11 protein-coding genes and 1 tRNA gene are annotated in these 17,213 nt (G+C 36.6%); 6 read left to right on the forward strand and 6 right to left on the reverse strand.

The annotated features are described in order from the left end of the window. Positions 1-5: 5 nt before the first annotated feature. Genes JIV24_RS17815 through JIV24_RS17825 form a run of 3 tightly spaced genes read right to left on the reverse strand, consistent with a single transcriptional unit; the run spans position 6 to position 3,981 of the window. Positions 6-1,121 carry a glycosyltransferase gene (locus tag JIV24_RS17815; RefSeq protein ID WP_200466432.1) on the reverse strand — a complete coding sequence of 372 codons (1,116 nt, stop codon included), beginning with the start codon at positions 1,119-1,121 and terminating at the stop codon, positions 6-8. 12 nt (positions 1,122-1,133) lie between these two features. Next, on the reverse strand, positions 1,134-2,912 hold the full coding sequence (locus JIV24_RS17820; RefSeq protein ID WP_200466433.1) for an aminopeptidase P family protein: 1,779 nt from the start codon (positions 2,910-2,912) through the stop codon (positions 1,134-1,136). A gap of 7 nt (positions 2,913-2,919) precedes the next feature. Next, positions 2,920-3,981, reverse strand: a complete 1,062-nt coding sequence (locus JIV24_RS17825; protein WP_200466434.1) for a hypothetical protein — start codon at positions 3,979-3,981, stop codon at positions 2,920-2,922. Positions 3,982-4,193: 212 nt separating this feature from the next. Here JIV24_RS17825 and JIV24_RS17830 point away from each other — a divergent pair, with 212 nt between their 5' ends. After that, the gene (locus JIV24_RS17830) at positions 4,194-6,239 is read left to right on the forward strand and encodes a TonB-dependent receptor (RefSeq protein WP_200466435.1); all 2,046 of its coding nucleotides are present in this window, start codon (positions 4,194-4,196) and stop codon (positions 6,237-6,239) included. Between the two features lie 445 nt (positions 6,240-6,684). Here the strand turns inward: JIV24_RS17830 and JIV24_RS17835 are convergent, their stop codons facing one another. Then, a complete protein-coding gene (locus JIV24_RS17835; RefSeq protein ID WP_200466436.1) occupies positions 6,685-8,520 on the reverse strand; it encodes a peptidase U32 family protein in 1,836 nt (611 codons plus the stop codon). 123 nt (positions 8,521-8,643) lie between these two features. Here JIV24_RS17835 and JIV24_RS17840 point away from each other — a divergent pair, with 123 nt between their 5' ends. Further along, a complete protein-coding gene (locus tag JIV24_RS17840; protein ID WP_200466437.1) occupies positions 8,644-10,428 on the forward strand; it encodes an SLC13 family permease in 1,785 nt (594 codons plus the stop codon). 121 nt (positions 10,429-10,549) lie between these two features. Here JIV24_RS17840 and JIV24_RS17845 read toward each other — a convergent pair whose 3' ends face one another. Next, positions 10,550-11,269, reverse strand: a complete 720-nt coding sequence (locus JIV24_RS17845; RefSeq protein ID WP_200466438.1) for a hypothetical protein — start codon at positions 11,267-11,269, stop codon at positions 10,550-10,552. Positions 11,270-11,570: 301 nt separating this feature from the next. Here JIV24_RS17845 and JIV24_RS17850 point away from each other — a divergent pair, with 301 nt between their 5' ends. Continuing rightward, positions 11,571-12,704 (forward strand): carboxypeptidase-like regulatory domain-containing protein, encoded by a 1,134-nt coding sequence (locus JIV24_RS17850; RefSeq protein WP_200466439.1) that lies wholly within the window; start codon positions 11,571-11,573, stop codon positions 12,702-12,704. A 76-nt stretch (positions 12,705-12,780) separates the two neighbouring features. On the opposite strand, the gene JIV24_RS17855 is transcribed toward JIV24_RS17850, so the two are convergent. Further along, positions 12,781-14,220, reverse strand: coding sequence for a glycoside hydrolase family 16 protein (locus JIV24_RS17855; protein ID WP_200466440.1), 1,440 nt, complete (start codon positions 14,218-14,220; stop codon positions 12,781-12,783). A 514-nt stretch (positions 14,221-14,734) separates the two neighbouring features. Here JIV24_RS17855 and JIV24_RS17860 point away from each other — a divergent pair. The 3 genes from JIV24_RS17860 to JIV24_RS17870 all read left to right on the forward strand — a co-directional run bounded on the left by JIV24_RS17860 (position 14,735) and on the right by JIV24_RS17870 (position 16,973). Continuing rightward, a complete protein-coding gene (locus JIV24_RS17860; protein WP_200466441.1) occupies positions 14,735-15,514 on the forward strand; it encodes a polyphosphate polymerase domain-containing protein in 780 nt (259 codons plus the stop codon). Between the two features lie 10 nt (positions 15,515-15,524). Further along, positions 15,525-16,577 (forward strand): CotH family protein, encoded by a 1,053-nt coding sequence (locus JIV24_RS17865; protein WP_200466442.1) that lies wholly within the window; start codon positions 15,525-15,527, stop codon positions 16,575-16,577. A gap of 310 nt (positions 16,578-16,887) precedes the next feature. Next, positions 16,888-16,973, forward strand: a tRNA-Leu gene (locus tag JIV24_RS17870). Positions 16,974-17,213 lie beyond the last annotated feature (240 nt).

The raw sequence follows: 17,213 nt of genomic DNA on the forward strand, positions 1-17,213 counted from the left end.
AGCATTTAAACTGTTCCTGATTCTAGTATCGAATATAGCTTTTTAGCACTTTCGGTATTGTTGTAATATTTGTCAAGAACCCTTTGTCGTAAAGTTATTTCATTTGGCATAAACGCCTTTTGCATTAGAGAATCAATTTGACTTATCCATTCCGTATCTGTATTAGCGCTGTTTGCCAGCTTATCGAGCATCGTATTTTCAGCCATTAAGTTGTTGCAAATAACATGTCTGCCGCTGTATAAGGAATTTATAAGTTTAAGTTTGATGCCTGTGTTCTGAAAGGTATGAAGAAGAATGACCTGTGCATTCTTAATCAGCTGCTCCATTTCGTTATGGCCAGGGCTATCAATGATTTTAATGTGTGAATATGTGTTACATTTATTAATGAGTTCTTCTGAAGGTTTCCGCCCTGCAATTATAACCTGGTGTCTTACTTTATTCAGAATGTTATTTAAAAGGTATTCTACTGATTTAATGTTTTCTTCAACTTGTAAATTACCATGTATCAGAATGTAATCTCCCTTGCCTTCGAGAGTATTGACAGAAGAGTTCTGATGAAAAGGAGGAATTAACACTGCATTTTTATTTATCCGTCTAAAGAAATTTAAATCGTTTGGTGAGATGCAAAACAGACCCTTAGCAAATTTCAAATTCAACTCAAACGATTTGAGCTTTATGTGTTCCAGATAATAATACAGCTTTTTAAAAGCTGAATTGCTTGCCTTTGCAAGTGCTTTGTAATAATCCTGCTCAACGTTATGAGTGCGAACAAAAAGGCGGTTGTTGTCAACTTTATCTAATAGCGAAAGACCATGAATTCCTTCAACAATAATACAATTAGTATCCTTATTCAGTTCTTCTATTAATTGTTTATTTTCTCTGGATTTTACAATGAATGGTTTTATAGATAAAGCATCAGCAAATTTTAATTCACGTTTATAATAACTCACCCTGGTGCATATTTCTTCGAGTTCAATTGCTTGTTCTCTATCGTATTGATAGCAATGAAGGTGAATTTTTAATCCAAGTTTGTTTAGATACTTTAATTTGTAAAAGATGTCAATGGCTCCTCCATAGTTTGGTGGCCAAGGGATTGTCAAACTAACAATATGAATCTTCATGAATTACAAAACTTAAATGCCCTTTGTACTATTCTTTAACCACTCTTTAACATCCTTTTCAAGCAGTGGAGCTATTAATTCATATACCTTTTGATGGTAGTTGTTCAACCATGCTGTTTCATCTTCATTTAAAAGGTTGATATCAATTGCTCGTGTATCAATAGGACAAAGTGTTAGTGTTTCAAACTTAAGGAATGAACCAAAATCAGTTGTTTTATCATTAACGGTTAAAATAAGGTTTTCGATGCGAACACCGTGTTTGCCCGATTTATAAATGCCAGGCTCGTTAGATGATATCATACCTTCTTTAATCTCAACACCATTATCTTGCGGGCGAATACTTTGTGGCCCTTCATGAACGCATAGGAAGTGTCCAATACCATGGCCGGTTCCATGGCCGTAGTTGATGCCATGTTGCCACATAGCCTGACGTGCCAAGATGTCCAGGTGAACGCCTCGGGTACCTGTCGGAAACACTGCTTTGTCCAATCCGATATGTCCCTTAAGAACGAGCGTGAAATCAGTTTTCTCTTCTTTGCTTAATTCACCTAACGCAATGGTTCTTGTAATGTCAGTGGTACCTTCAGAGTATTGTCCTCCTGAATCAATAAGGTATAGTCCTTGCGGCTGAAGCTGAGCTGCCGTTTCTTTATTAACAGCGTAATGTACAATGGCTCCATTGCCGGCATAACCACTGATGGTGTTGAACGATTCTCCGTGAAAGTTTTCTTGTTCTGATCTAAAGGTACTAAGCTTTTCAGCAGCCGAATGTTCAGTAATATCTTCTTTGCCAATTGTATTGTCTAACCAATAAAGAAAATTAGCCATGGCGACACCATCTTTAACCATTGCTTTTCTAAAGTTTTCAACTTCAACTTTATTTTTTTGAGCTTTCAGGTTCGTAATAATACTGGTGTTTTCAAGGCGTGTGCATTGCTGCGGTAAAAAACTGTATACTGCACTATTTGTTCTGGCCGGGTCAACAAGCACCTTTGATAAAGGTGGCATGTCTTTTATGAAATTGTAAAACTCGTCGTAGATAAAGATTTTGACATCTTCTTGTGCCAGTTGTTTGCCAATGCTTGATGTTAGTTTATGCGGATCGATAAATAGGCTAACCTGGTTATTGGAGATGATGACATAGGCATGAAAAACAGGATTAAATTTCACATCACTGCCCCTGAAATTTAGTAGCCAGGCAACTTCATCAAGCGTATTGACAATGTAATGTGTTGCTCCTTGCGTTTTCATTTCCTGACGTATCGCTTCAATCTTTTCCAGACGCGATAATCCTGTATGTTTTATGTCTAACTCAAAAACTCCCTCTTCGGGTATGATAGGGCGTCCTTCCCAAATGTCATCTTCAATAAATAATTTGGCATCAAGTCTGATGTCAGCTTTTTTAAGTGTTTTAGCTAAGTTCCTAAAGTCATTAACCGTCATGGTTTTGCCATTAACACCCACTACCGAACCCTGATGAAGTTCCTGTGTTAACCAATCCTTGAATTCAGGAACACCAGGTTCACCCATTTTAAATAAGTCAATGCCCGAATCTGTCAATTGCTGTTCAGCCTGCAAAAAGTACCTTGAGTCAGTCCATAAACCAGCCAATTCATTAGTAATTACAACCGTTCCTGCCGAACCGGTAAAGCCTGATATCCATTGTCTGAACTTCCAGTGCGATGCCGGATACTCGCTTAAATGCGGGTCAGCACTTGTAATAATGCAGGCATCCACACCAATGGTTGCCATGTGACTTCGAATCTTAAATAACCTATCGGGAGTTGACATATATTCGTTAGTTTTTTATCGTTATTGATGCATCTTTATTAAACAAGATGATGTTTGTTGATTGTTCATTATCATTACCTATGGAACCAGAAAAAGTTACATTGTCATCCTCTTTAAAAAGTTGCAAATTTTGAGGCGAAGGGTGCGTGAACTCACCCTTGAAAACTTCACCGTTAATTAAATAGGAAACAGTATGTGGAATGACGAGGGTTGTATTTACTCGATTATTGGAAATGGTAATGTTCTTAATGTTTTCAGAAGCATTGACTAATAACTGGCCTTTGTCAATTTCGCAAAAGAGATATGTTTGTACCTGATCTAACTTACCAATAAACTGTGTTCCTTTTAAAGAAATGCTATCGGCATTGGTAATAGTTAAGCGATCGGTGAATGATTGAAGCTTGGTTGATGCTATATCAGTAAAGCTCGCCATGCAATAGTTTGTTTTGCCTTCAACCTTAAGGCCTTTATTCATGTTTAGCGTTGAATTGGCGAGATTGACTTTGGCTTTACCAAAATTGTCAATTAAACCTTCAATAAAAGATAGTTCAAATACGTGTTCTTTATCGTTAGCCAAATTTCTTAGTTCCAGGTTGCCGTAACTGTGATTTAGCTTAACTGTTCCTTCGATATTTTCAACTTTAACATCGCCAATTGAATTTTTGATATTCAAACTTATGCGTGCAGGAACTTTAACAGTGTAGTTAATTGTAAACGGATTGTTAGAGAAAAAATCATCAGAGAAAACCGTTTTGTAATGCAGCTGGTGCGAATAGCTTCGGTGATCAAATGAAACTAACTTTAAGAATTCTTCTTCATCGTATTTAACCGTGGTTTCAACATTTACAATCACTTCAATTTGAATTATTTCTTTATCCCAAGATGTCAGGTTGATAAAGCCGTGCTTGTTTGTAAGATGTAATTCGTTAATGTTGGCGGCATTAAACTCTTTTACAAATGGTTCACCATTGATGAGTTCAATTGTTTCTTCATTATTGTTGTAGTATTGTGCATTACATATACTATGAGTAGTCAGTCCAATTAAAACTAAAAGTAGAAAACGCATCATGTTAAGGTTCTATTATTTAATTGCTCAAGCACTTTATGTATAAAAATAGCCGAGCGATAATGTTCATTTTTCACAATATTATAGTGGCTAAATTACATAAAATAGCACTGCTTTAAAAATCTTCAAAAAGTTTGTTCTAAAAGGGCTTTGAATCGTTAAGCGACTGTTAATTCTTATACCTTTGCGGCTCATTTAAATTTTTAATTTATAGTATGAAGACAATTAATTTATTTAAAAAAAACAATTTGTGCTTTAAGCATTGGAATGGAGAGAATTATGCTGTTTTTAATAGCATTCAAAAAGTAGTGAAAATTGGTGCGTTGGCAGCCGTTTATTTAAGTGTTTTTGGTTATCAGCAAACTTTGGCACAAACTGATACTGCTTCGATAAGTAAAAAAATAAATCTTGAAGAGGTCGAGGTATCTGCCCGAAGAACAAGCTCGGTTTACTCTGAGGTGGGGCGAGTACTGCATGTTATTCCGCGAAAGGAGATAGAAGCACTGCCGGTTTATAGCGTTCAGGACCTGCTAAAGTATGCCATGAATGTTGATGTGCGCCAGCGTGGGCCTCTCGGTATTCAGGCTGATGTTAGCATACGCGGCGGCTCATTTGATCAGGTGATGATTTTATTTAATGGCGTCAATGTAAGCGATCCGCAAACTGGTCATTTGAGTTTAAACCTTCCGGTTGATATTCAAAGTATTGAACGTGTTGAAATTTTAGAGGGGCCGGGAGCTCGCGTCTATGGTCCGGGTGCATTTAGCGGAGCAATTAATTTTGTTACAGGCACTAAAAATCAAGATAACCTAACGGTTAACGTGCTTGGCGGACAGTATGGATTATATAATGCATCAGCCAATGCAACTGTTAAAACAGGAAAACTAAAAAACTACGTAGCGGCCAATATTGCCTCAAGTGATGGGTATATCGACAATACCGACTTCAAAAATCACAGTGTTTTCTATCAGGGGCAGATGGATTTTGGTCAAGAAAAGCTTGATTTCCAATTAGGACATAATGATAAGGAGTTTGGTGCAAATGCGTTCTACACGCCTGCATATCCGAATCAGTTCGAGCAAAATAAAACCACTTTTGCATCTATCAAACTTACTGCCGGTAATAAGGTGAAAATTACACCTGTCTTGTATTGGCGTCGTCATCAGGACAGATTTGAGTTGTTTAGAGAGAACCCGGCATCGTGGTATACCACTCATAATTATCACCTGACCGATGTTTATGGTGGTAGTTTTAATGCTATTATCCCTTCATCGATTGGTAAAACATCAGTTGGTGGCGAAGTGCGTAGCGAGAATGTGTGGAGTAATGTACTGGGATATGCTATGGATAAGCCAATTGACGTACCTGGTGAAGATGCACAGTTTACCAAATCGTACCAGCGAACCAATGTGTCAACCTTTCTTGAGCATGTGTATACTTATGAGCGATTCTCAATTTCTGCCGGTTTGCTAATGAATTACAATACAGGACTAGAATTGGGAGTAGATTTCTTTCCGGGTGCTGATGTGAGTTACTGGATGACTGATAATGTGAAGCTTTTTGGAAGTGTGAACAAAACACTACGCATGCCAACCTTTACTGATTTATTTTACGATGGACCAACTAACATTGGAAATCCTAATTTGAAACCGGAAGAGGCCGTGACTTATGAAGCTGGATTAAAGGCTGTCAACAACTGGTTTAACGGGCGGGCAAGTGTGTATTACCGAGAAGGGGAGAATCTGATTGATTGGGGGCGTTTGCCTGGCGTTGACGAATATTCGACACGTAACCTATCTGATGTCAACTCGCTGGGCTTTCAGTTACAAGGGCGAGTGAATCTTGATGAATTATTAGGACAAACACCCTTTAAGAGCATTGAAATCGGTTATGCACACATCGATCAGGATAAGACCATGCCTGAAAATTACGAATCGTATTATGTAGAAGATTACTTAAAGCACAAGTTTAATGCTGCTTTGCATCTGAGTTTAATTAACAGGTTGGGATTGTCTGTTAATACTTTGTATCAGGCTAGGGAAGGTCAATATAATAGATATATACTTGATACAGGAGATGAAATTCCTACAGATTACGAACCTTTCTGGCTAACCGACTTGCGCCTGCAATGGACAGCCTCGAAATACAAGCTATTTGTTGATGCTAATAATGTATTCGACAAAGAGTATTATGACTTAGGTAATGTTGCACAACCAGGGCGATGGGTTAAAGCCGGAATACAGCTGAACCTGAACCTGTAACAACTAAAAGACAATATTTTAATACCGGTTGGCATATGCTGACCGGTTTTTTATACCATTCACCCGCGAATTGAAAGCCTTGGAATACAAACTTGACACTTTGGTGATGCGTTGTGTGCGGATGCAGAGTTGTGATTGTAGAATGAAGAAAAAAGTTGACGAATGAAGCAAAGAAAAGAGCAATTCGTACAAAATCAGCTGCGGATTAATCTCGGGACTTGACGGATTATAGAAGGCGTGTTGCGGATTGTACAAATTGATTGAACGCTTAAGCCAAACGGTTTACGGATTGAGCTTTAACGATAACGGATTGTACAATCTACCTGACGGGTTGGCCGATTAACCTGACGGGTTGGTAGTTGAGTGTTGCGGATTGATAGTTGAAGGCAGCGGGTTGCACTTTGTAATAGCCGGAGCCACCTATAAATGCCAGCGCATACATTATTTAATGTGCCTTTTTAACTATCATCTCGCAATTCTTGCAATCGAATTCAAGTTGGTAGCTGTCTTTTTTGTTGTATAAGGTAAGTGGTAATAATTTTCTGGCTTCCGGATAATCTTTTAAACACTGATTGTTCATGTAGAGCAAGCAATGCTTTGTGCGCATTAATTCAGCATTTTTAATAGTTGCATCTTTTTCAAAGCCCCAGTCGCTTTTTTTCACACCATGACGTTCGTAAAACTGCTGAGCTTTTTTATTAACGATATTAGCCGTGAAATTTAATTCATCCTTTGGGAAAGGAAATGAATTTGGCTCAAAGTAACTCTTCTCAGACTTAAAATGATTCTGTCGCTTAAGCTCATGTTGTTCAATAAGTAGTCTTCGGGCATTATTCAGTTCTTTGGCCTGAAAGAACCAATCATTGCTGAGGCTAATGTTCACATTTTCAGGGTGAAAAATTGTACTTCCAAGCTTACTGATCTGAGTCTGTATTTGAGCTAAAGCACGTTCCGGATTATTAGCAGAAGAGGGTGAAAGCGAACACGTGATGCTTGTTTTTAGTTGATCTGTGTCAACAATTGAAAGAACAAACTCATTCTCGCGTTCTGTGAAATCAATATCAACTGCAATTTTTCTTGACGTACTATTCTTATTCACAGCATCTGAAAAGGCTTTATCATAGTTTCGGTATAGAGTTAAACCCTGATGGATACCTTTTAGATTGGTAGGATATATTTTGTCGCCCTCTACCTTATTGACTTTGGTGCCGCTTAGTTCCTTGTGTTTAGTGAAAAATGATAAGCCATCGCCATTTGATATTTTTACTGAACTGTTTAATGTGAAATGATCTTTCGCGATGCGTTTCACTGTACCGATTTTCTCGCCAATACTTTTAGGCGAATCGATGGACCAAATGCCTTTTTCGCGACCATTCACAAAATATGATGTAAAGCTTCTGTTAAAGCTTTTATTGGTGTTGGGCTCAAAGCTGGCTTTTGAATAACCTGATGATGCTCGCGTGTATTCTGGTTTTCTGCTAAGTATCTTATCAATAACCTGACGATAATGAGCTGTAACATTGGCCACATAATCCACATCTTTTAATCGGCCTTCGATCTTAAATGATGAAATACCAGCATCAATCAAGGCTTCAATATGTGAAGTTAGATTGAGATCTTTCAACGAAAGCAGGTGTTTATCTTTGTAGATAGATGCACCGTTTTTATCTTTTAAACTGTATTTGAGGCGACATGGTTGAGCGCACTCGCCACGATTGGCGCTTCTGTTATTTATGGCTGCACTCATATAGCATTGCCCACTGTAGCATACGCACAGTGCACCGTGTATAAAATACTCCAACGGTACTGTAGTTACTTCTCTGATGTCTTTAATTTGTTCGAGTGAAAGTTCTCGTGCCAGCACCACTTGTTCAAATCCGACATTTTCTAAAAACTTTACTTTATCGGCAGTTCGGTTGTCGGTTTGCGTACTTGCATGGATAGGGATAGGTGGGAGGTTGGTTTCCAATAGGCCCATGTCCTGAATAATGATGGCATCGGCCCCAATATTATAAACGTCGTGGATTAACTTGTTGGCAGCATCCAATTCATGCTCAAACAGCAGGGTGTTGAGGGTAACATATATTTTAACTCCAAACAGATGAGCATACTTTATCAATGTTTCAATGTCGGCCAGTGTGTTTCCGGCATTCTTTCGGGCGCCAAAGCCAGGTCCACCTATATAAACAGCATCAGCACCATGGTTGATAGCAGCCATCCCACAATTTATATCCTTGGCAGGAGAAAGTAGTTCAATTGTTCTGTTTGAAGTGTCGTTCATTGAATTTTGTTAAGCTAAATACCGGCTCTCAATAGTAAATTAAGTATAAATTTATACTTTTGTTACAATGCCATTATCAGCTATTGAGTGGCAAAAGTAGCATAAATATTTGACCCTTATCAGATGCCAGGTATTGACGTAATTATTGTTTTCGTAGTTATTGCTTTTATTCTTCTGTCGCTTTATCGCGAGTGGATGGGGGCTGCGTTTACATTCTTTATTGCTGTTATGGTGCTGGGAATCTTTAAGATATTGACGCCTGCTGAGATATTACAGGGCTTTGCAAATGAGCAGATTGCCGTTATTATTATGCTTCTGCTTCTGGGCGATGCCATCAGGCAGACTTCCGTTATTGAAATATTTTTTTCGCGTATATTTCCAACATCATCTACGTATAGAGGGTTTTTAGCACGTATGATGCTGTGGGTTGGTGGTTTTTCGGCCTTTTTAAATAATACACCCCTTGTTGCAGTAATGATGCCATATGTGCATCAATGGAGTCGACGTAATAATATTTCGTCATCAAAATTATTAATACCACTTTCTTATGCTGCTATTTTGGGCGGGTGCGTAACACTTATTGGAACCTCCACAAACTTAATTGTAAGTGGTATGGTTATCGATCAGGACATTATTCCGGATATGGCACCGCTTGAAATGTTTGATTTTGTATGGGTAGGCCTGCCAATGTTGGTTATTGGTTTTTTGTATTTGTATTTCTTTAGCTTTAGGTTATTACCAAGTCGTGCTTCAGCATTAGAAGATTTCAGTGACTCCGAAAGAAAGTATCTGGTTGAAGCGGAGATTCGAAGCAATTCAGGCTTGATTGGTAAGGTGGTAAAGGATGTGGATTTCAAAGGTAAATATGGTTTATTGGTCGTTGAAATTTGTCGCGGTAAGGAGATTTTCCAGATTAGAGAAGGGAATTTTGTTTTGAGCGAAGGCGATGTCTTACGTTTGGCAGGAGACCATAATAATATTGCCGGATTATTATCTGATGTCAGTGATTTAACAGTGCCATCCGTTGGCATGATGTCCAAACTTAAGCGATCGCAAATTGTCGAAATTGTTATTTCGCACAATAGTTCACTTATTACAAAACAGGTTAAAGACATTTATTTTCGGGGTAATTATGATTCTGCCTTATTGGCCATTCATCGTAATGGTGAGCGAATAAGAGGAGGTATAGATGATGTTAAATTAAAGGCGGGTGATGTTTTACTATTGTTAGCAGGAGATAATTTTACCAGTCATATCGAGAATGAAATTGATTTTTATGTGATTTCAAGGGTAAAGGAATTACGAAAGCCAGAAAAATATAAGATATGGGCTCTTTTTGGAGGAACGCTTTTAGCCATATTTTTGGCAGCTGTAAAATTGGTGCCCTTATTTATCGGTCTGCTCATTGTTTTGGCAATGATTAATATCTTAAAAGTGGTTTCATCTAAAGATTTACCGAAGAGTATTGATTATAACCTTGGGGTTATTATTGCCCTCTCATTGGCCTTAGGAACTGCAATGATAAAGACCGGTGTGGCTGATATGATTGCCAATACCGTTATTCAGGTGTTCTTACCTTTTGGTCGGGTTTCACTCTTGGTTGGTATATATTTAATAACAACCATATTGGCTGCGTATATTACAAATAAAGCGGCGGTGGCAATCATGTTTCCTATCGCCATAACGGCTGCTAAAAACCTACCGCTCGATCCAATGCCTTTTGTATTGGTTGTGTCATTTGCTGCAGCGGCAAACTTTTTAACACCTATTGGGTATCAAACCAATTTGATGGTATACGGGCCAGGTGGTTATAACTTCAAGGATTTTTTCAAAATCGGCCTTCCTTTAACCATTATTTACATGGTTGTTACCATCGCCATTTTAAGTTATATGTATTTCCCAAATTAAAAAGGCTGCTCGAAATTCTCGAACAGCCCAGTGTGTTTATAGCATTATCTTCTTATGCAGGTATGCGTCTTTTCAATACTTACGCTCTGTAAAGAAATAGCCTTATGTTATTGTCTAACTATTAGTAATGTCCTAATAGTTTAGCTACTTTATCAACCTCTTTACTCTTGTTAGGATCGATTGGTTTGTTACTGCTTTTCGCTTTTAATAGTTGTTTTCTTAGTTCAACAAATGCTTTTGATACTTCCGACATGTTTTGTTGGCTTTTAACCAACTGGCGCTCCATATCTTTTAATTGAGCCGATTGAGTATCCAGCTGTTTCTGTATTTCAACGCGTTTAATACCACTTGCACTGGCTTTTTCCTGAGAAGCTCTCAATTCATCTTGCAACATTTTATTACGTTGCTTAGCCAATTGAAGAGAGTAGTTTAAACTAGCCGTATCGCGCTTTAGAATGTTAACAGTTCGCATGGTCTGGCTTAATTCTTCATTGGCCAGATAAGAATCGGCTTCCTTCGCTTTAAACTGACCTACTGTTTCATCTAACTTAGCGCTTAAGTTTTCGCTTTCCTCTTTCAGTTGAGTAACCATTATCATCAAATCCGATATCTCATCCGTTTTAAGAGCATTGCTTTTTCCATAATCATTTCTCATGGTTTCGTAATCGGAAATTGCTTGCTCGAGGTTAACCTGTAGTTTTTCGCTTTCGGCTGTTTTCTTATCAAGGTTGTCTTCTAAATGGCTGTTTTCAAGTAAAAGTGCGTCATATTTCTTTTTTGATACCACGCAGCTACTCAATGTAAGGACGAGTGCTGTTAAAACAAATAATACTTTAGTCATATTTCATAGTTTTTATGTAGTTTCATTATTTAAATCTGGTATTTGAGCTTAAATATACCTTAAAAGAACAGATTTATTCTTCACAATAAAAAATCATTCTTCGAAAACATAATCAAAAAATACCAAGCGGGTGATTTGCAAATTCTGTGCCTAAATTATTTTAGTCCCTGATATGGGGATGGGATTCCTGGATGAAATACAATTTAGGAACGATTATTGTTTAGACTCGCAAGCGAAAGAAAAATGGTATATTAACAGCTAGAAATAAAATAGACTCGAAACTAAAACTTATAATATGCATATGAAAAGGATAACGAGTAGTATAATGTTACTTTTTTTATTGATGATTACCAATGGGCTTTTAGCACAAAACATTATCATAAAAGGTCGCGTGGTAGATGCCGAGACAAATAATCCGGTTGAGTTTGCTAATATTGGTGTAGTTGGAACTTATATGGGTACGGCCTCCGATTTTGACGGGTACTATGAATTGACCGTTGGCGAGAGTTTTATAAACTATAAAGTTCAGATATCAGCTGTTGGCTATCAGCCTAAAGAGTTTACTGTTGATGAATTAAATGTACTCAATGGTGAATCAATCAAACTCTTTGCTCAAACTTATGGCATTCAAGTGGTAGATGTTAAGGCAGACTCAAAACGCTTGTATGGTATACTGAAAACAGCTGGCAATATTATTGCTGATTCCTATGAGCCGGCTTATGCGGCTAATGTGTATCTGAGTCAGGATGTGAATGAAAACAAAACGGAAGCTGTGATAAGCTTTGCCGATGCAAAAGGATATGGTAATCGCTCTTTAGCAATGGCATTTGAAAGCAGAGGGTTTCAAGTGAAAGAGGTACGTCGTAACTATGAATCTACACCCATAAAAAAAGGTGTGTTAATGGCTGATGATGTATTAGCTTTTGATATTGTAAGGCAGAGAGGTAATGTTTTAGATGTTGATTTTGTAAACGATTACCACCTCGAACTTGCTGAAGAAAAAGTTGTTGAAGATGATTCGGTATGGGTGATAAATTACAAGTTAGATAAGCCAACAATGGCTAATACCGGAGATGCCTATTGTATAAAGTATAAAGGTACGATTGTGCTTCGTCAAAAAGATTTTTCGGTAGTTACCAGCGAAATTAAATTTACCTCAAAAGGATTTTATGAAACAGGGCGTGATGTTTATCGTGATGCAGAAGGGGCAGAGGAGTATACCTGCAAAGTGGTTAGTAATTACAGAAAAACAGCCAACGATAAATATGCTTTAAGTAAAATTAAATACGAAGGTAAAAATTCAACGACTGATATATCAATTGATTGGATTGTGTATGATTATCAGGCTTACGATAAGGAAATTGATAAAACTTTTTACACAGACAAAGAGCAAAATGCAGACTACTGGAGTCGCTTTTCTTTGCCTGCAGAATAAGAAGAGAATTTCTAAAGAAAAAAGGGGATTTTGCACATTAGCGAAATCCCCTTTTTAGTATTGATAGTTGACTTTCTTATTTCTTTTTCTGATAACATTTAACCCATTTGACATTAATGCTAGCTGGTGATTTTAAAGTGTCAATTTCTTGGGTAATGTGTGAACTAAAAACCAAGTACATTGGCTGATTGGGTATGTTGTTGTTTTGCTCGTTAACTTTAACACCATTGATGTACCATATGATTTTGTTTTTTGACCACTCCATAGAGTAAACAAAGTAATCACTTTCAAAATTAGCTCCTTTTATATCTTTTGAATGTAGTTCAACTCCTTTGCCATTGAGTAACTGAAGGCCTGATTTAAAAGTTTTGGCATTTTTTGATTCAAATCTGAATATATCTATTTGAGGAGCCATGCTTTCACCCACCATCCAAAATGCACTTGAGACTGGTCGTGAGTGCTGTATTTTAACCTTGGCTTCAATTTTGCCATACAGTTGTCGATGGCTTTGACCAGTGCTGATAATACCAGATGTATATTTAAAGTCTTTTGGCATAAAACCACGTTGGGTATCCCACACTAATCCTTTAGTTTCTTCATTTTTAGTGTTAATGCTAGCGCCGCTACCATCAATGCTAATGTTGTTGTCATTGAAAAATTGCTTTTCATTTTCAAGAACATAGGTTTTGTTTAGGAGTGCTTTACCCCAATAGTAGCCGGTAATCCACTTGTTTTTATCCAATTGGTTGCTATTAAATTCATCTTCAAAACAAAGCTCCCACTTATTAATTAAATCAAATGAGTTGTTCTTCTCTGTTTTTACATACCAAATGTAATCTGGTGATTTTAATAGATTATTGTATTCCTGTATTAAACTATACTCTTCTGATTTGTGGAACTTCTTTTTGTCTTCCATCCAGTTTTTAAATTCGATGAATTTTTCTGATGTTACTTCTTGTTCCAAACCATGATAGGTTTTTAGCCTTTCTGAATCATGTATATTCAGAAAGTTCTTATAAGCTGCTGATTTAATCTGTTTGTTATATAGTTTGATGTCAGCATCTTTGCTTAAAGTCTTGAATTGCTTAAGTTTCTTATACGATTCTGTTTTTTTAAATCCCTTTTGTTTCTTCTCACTTAGGAATTCGCTACTTCGAATAAGTTCACTTAATTGCGATAGTTCATCTCTTTTAGGCGAGTTTTCAATTTGCTTTAGCCTTTCAGGCATCCCAGATGCTTGAAATTTAAAATACTTTTTAAACTCGCTTGATTTTTTTTGTTCTTGAAATTTTTTAAGTTGCCTATACTCAGTTGTATCCTTAAATTTCTCATTCTTAAGTTTGTCAACTTTCTTCTTAAAATCACTCGAGTTAATAAGTATCTCTAATTCCTTTACGCGCTTAAGTTCATCAGAACCTAAATAAGAGGTAAAGCGAGCAGAGTCGGCAATCAATTTCTTTTGGTCGGCTTCGTATTTAGCCGTTTTTGGATATTTACTAGATGCAAAAAGTGCCATTAATTATTAAGTTTTGGGCGTTTAATTAATGTCATACGAGGAATTATTAAGAAGGTTTAATTCTAGGGCGAATATTTTATTAATAGTTGTATAGGTGTTCGCAATTAGTAAGGTTTTGTTCGGATATGAACGGTTTTAGAAATCTCTATTTATAGCTAATGTGCACAGAGAGAGTGTTTAGTGTTGTTTGGTTTGGTTGTTGGTTAATGTGTGTCAGCGCAAGCCTTAAAATGTTAGGGATAAACTTATAATTTGAAAGTCGCTGTTTGTGCCAGGAGCTAAAATTTATTGGTATTAACAATTTTTATAATTGTTTTTGAATAATTGTAAGGAGGGTTAAGTGTCAGGAATACAGTGTATAGTGAATTTTAATTTGTTTTATGGCATTAAATGGCTGTTAATTTTTAGTGGTTACGGTAAAACATGATATCGGTCATTTAACAGGAGCTTCAATTTTAAGTCTTTTGCAAAAAAAAATAAAGAGGATATTTAGTTAAATATATTAGCCTGAACGATGAAAGATTTATTACAGTTAGTTAATTTTTTCGATACAGTATCTTTAAAAGATATGAATCGTGCTAAGCTGTTGAATAGGGTCGATACCAAATATATTACGTCTCCTTCAGTTGTGCTTGATGTATTGTCTGAGCACATTAATGATTATGAGGTTTTGATGGTTAACGATAAGGTTAGTTTATCGTATAGTACCATCTATTTTGATACAGATGATTTAGCGATGTATAAAGAGCACCATAACGGCAAGAATCATCGTTACAAAGTACGTTATCGACAGTATGAAGAAACTGGTGATAAATTTATTGAAGTAAAGGAAAAGATTAAAAATAGAACTATAAAAGAGCGATTAAGAATCAATGAATTTACATATCCAATCGCTAAAGGCCTGGAGTGTATTGTTCATGATTGTACGCCCTATACGGCTAATGAGCTTGAGTCTAAACTTACAACCAATTTTAACAGAATTACGCTTGTTAATAAGAAAGCATGTGAGCGAATTACAATAGATTTAAATATTCGATTTAATAACAGTAAACAATGCAATTACTCACTTGGCAATTGTGCAATTGTTGAAATTAAGAGAGATAAAGAGGATGTTTATTCGGCATTTGCACGTTCTCTTAAAAAACAAGGCGTACTTCCATTATCAATAAGTAAGTATTGTTTAGGAACAATTGCACTTAATAACAAAGTCAAATACAATCGTTTTAAGCCTCGCTTAAGACACGTTGAGAAATTAGTAGCTAAAGAGGACATGCAACTATCTATGGTTGTTTAAATTATTTGTAATGATGAGATTGTCGTTTTTTCTATTAGGCTTATTTATTGCTAATTCGATATTGGCTAACTCTCTGGAGTTAGATGCGGCCACAAAGCAGCGAATTAAGCAAAGTGCTATTAGTTTTTTTGAGCAGGAAGATATTATTGAAATTACTGTTGAAGCCGATTTTTCAAGCCTGAAAGAAGATAGAGATAGAACTAAAAATGACTACCACCCAGCCAAAGTAATTGTTAAAGATGGCAGCGATGATATAGCTGTTTTGGCAAGCATAAAAACACGTGGTAATTTCCGATTAAAATCAGAGAATTGTGATTTTCCTCCTCTACGTTTTAAATTTAAAACTCGAAATGTAATTAATACACCTTTTGAGGGACAGAAAAAACTTAAACTAGTTACGCATTGCAGAGATACCAGTGAAACTATGCAGCAGACCATGTTGCGAGAATACCTTGTTTATAAGATGTATAACGAAGTTAGTGATAAAAGTCTGCGTGTTAGGTTAGTTAAGGCCAATTATGTTGACGTTACTTGTGGTGATGTCTTAACAAAATATGCATTTTTCGTTGAATCAGTTGAGCAAATGGCCGAGCGGGTTGGACTTGAAGAAGTTGAGATGGCTAATCTAAAACAATCTCAGTTAGTTGAAGAAAATATTGTTTCATTGGCATTATTCAATTACATGATTGGTAACACAGACTGGTCTGTTCCCAAATTGCACAATGTAGCTTTATTTAGGAGCGATAGGCATGCACCACCAGTTGCTGTTCCATACGATTTCGATATGTCAGAATTTGTTGATGCATGTTATATGCACGTATATATGGGGCGTGAATTATTGGAGAATCGCTATAAAGGAAAAAAAGTGCCGATGGAAACACTTTCAAGTGCAATGGCCCATTATCAGGATATAAAAGAAGAATTAGTAAATACAATTTTAAGCTTTGAGCCCCTTGACTTAAATGCAAGGCAAGAGTGTATCAAAATTGTGGATTCATTTTATCAGGTTGTTAATGATCGCCAAGCTTCCAGAAAAGCTTTTATAGCTGAGGCTACAAAGTAAATGTCTGTAATTATTTGGTACATACTAACTTCTTTACTTAGTCATTTTTAGTCTCAAAAATTCCTTTCATTCTTATACAAACAAGCTTATTTTTTTTAATTTTGCACAGCATTTACGAAAATAGGTCTGTTGGTAAATAACGGCCTTAATATAGTTGGAGTAGAGGTTTTAGCTCTACTTTTAATAATCGTTTTTGCCGGGGAGAAGTGCTGATGGAGTTGATTTATAAAGAGTTTTAACGGAACGTAACTCAAATGTAGAAAAGTTCTACAGAAACAATCAGCAATGATAGATGTTGGAATTAATACCAGCCCAGATGGTGAAATTGGTAGACACGTTGGCTTGAGGGGCCAATGCTCGTTCTAGAGCGTGCAAGTTCGAGTCTTGTTCTGGGCACAAAAAACTCCCGGTTGATATTTTCAGCCGGGAGTTTTTTTTATCAATTATTTTACCCGTTTAATAAAAATGACATCCTCCTGAAATTTGTCTATTTTGCAACTGTCTGATAAAGGACATAGTTAAAGAGGGTAAGTTCCTGGCGGTGTTATTACATTCTTTGTCACTAGCCTCCGAAAGTTTTAATAAAACGTACAAAAACATAGTAGAAGCCCAATGTTTAGGTTAAAAAACAAAGAT

Source organism: Carboxylicivirga marina, assembly GCF_016612505.1.
GTDB classification, from domain to species: Bacteria; Bacteroidota; Bacteroidia; order Bacteroidales; family Marinilabiliaceae; genus Carboxylicivirga; species Carboxylicivirga marina.

Coding starts and splice junctions, on each gene's coding strand:
- JIV24_RS17840 (WP_200466437.1), top strand. CDS start 8,644: ATGCCAGGTATTGACGTAATTATTGTTTTCGTAGTTATTGCTTTTATT.
- JIV24_RS17855 (WP_200466440.1), bottom strand. CDS start 14,220: ATGGCACTTTTTGCATCTAGTAAATATCCAAAAACGGCTAAATACGAA.
- JIV24_RS17860 (WP_200466441.1), top strand. CDS start 14,735: ATGAAAGATTTATTACAGTTAGTTAATTTTTTCGATACAGTATCTTTA.
- JIV24_RS17845 (WP_200466438.1), bottom strand. CDS start 11,269: ATGACTAAAGTATTATTTGTTTTAACAGCACTCGTCCTTACATTGAGT.
- JIV24_RS17820 (WP_200466433.1), bottom strand. CDS start 2,912: ATGTCAACTCCCGATAGGTTATTTAAGATTCGAAGTCACATGGCAACC.
- JIV24_RS17830 (WP_200466435.1), top strand. CDS start 4,194: ATGAAGACAATTAATTTATTTAAAAAAAACAATTTGTGCTTTAAGCAT.
- JIV24_RS17825 (WP_200466434.1), bottom strand. CDS start 3,981: ATGATGCGTTTTCTACTTTTAGTTTTAATTGGACTGACTACTCATAGT.
- JIV24_RS17835 (WP_200466436.1), bottom strand. CDS start 8,520: ATGAACGACACTTCAAACAGAACAATTGAACTACTTTCTCCTGCCAAG.
- JIV24_RS17815 (WP_200466432.1), bottom strand. CDS start 1,121: ATGAAGATTCATATTGTTAGTTTGACAATCCCTTGGCCACCAAACTAT.
- JIV24_RS17850 (WP_200466439.1), top strand. CDS start 11,571: ATGAAAAGGATAACGAGTAGTATAATGTTACTTTTTTTATTGATGATT.
- JIV24_RS17865 (WP_200466442.1), top strand. CDS start 15,525: ATGATGAGATTGTCGTTTTTTCTATTAGGCTTATTTATTGCTAATTCG.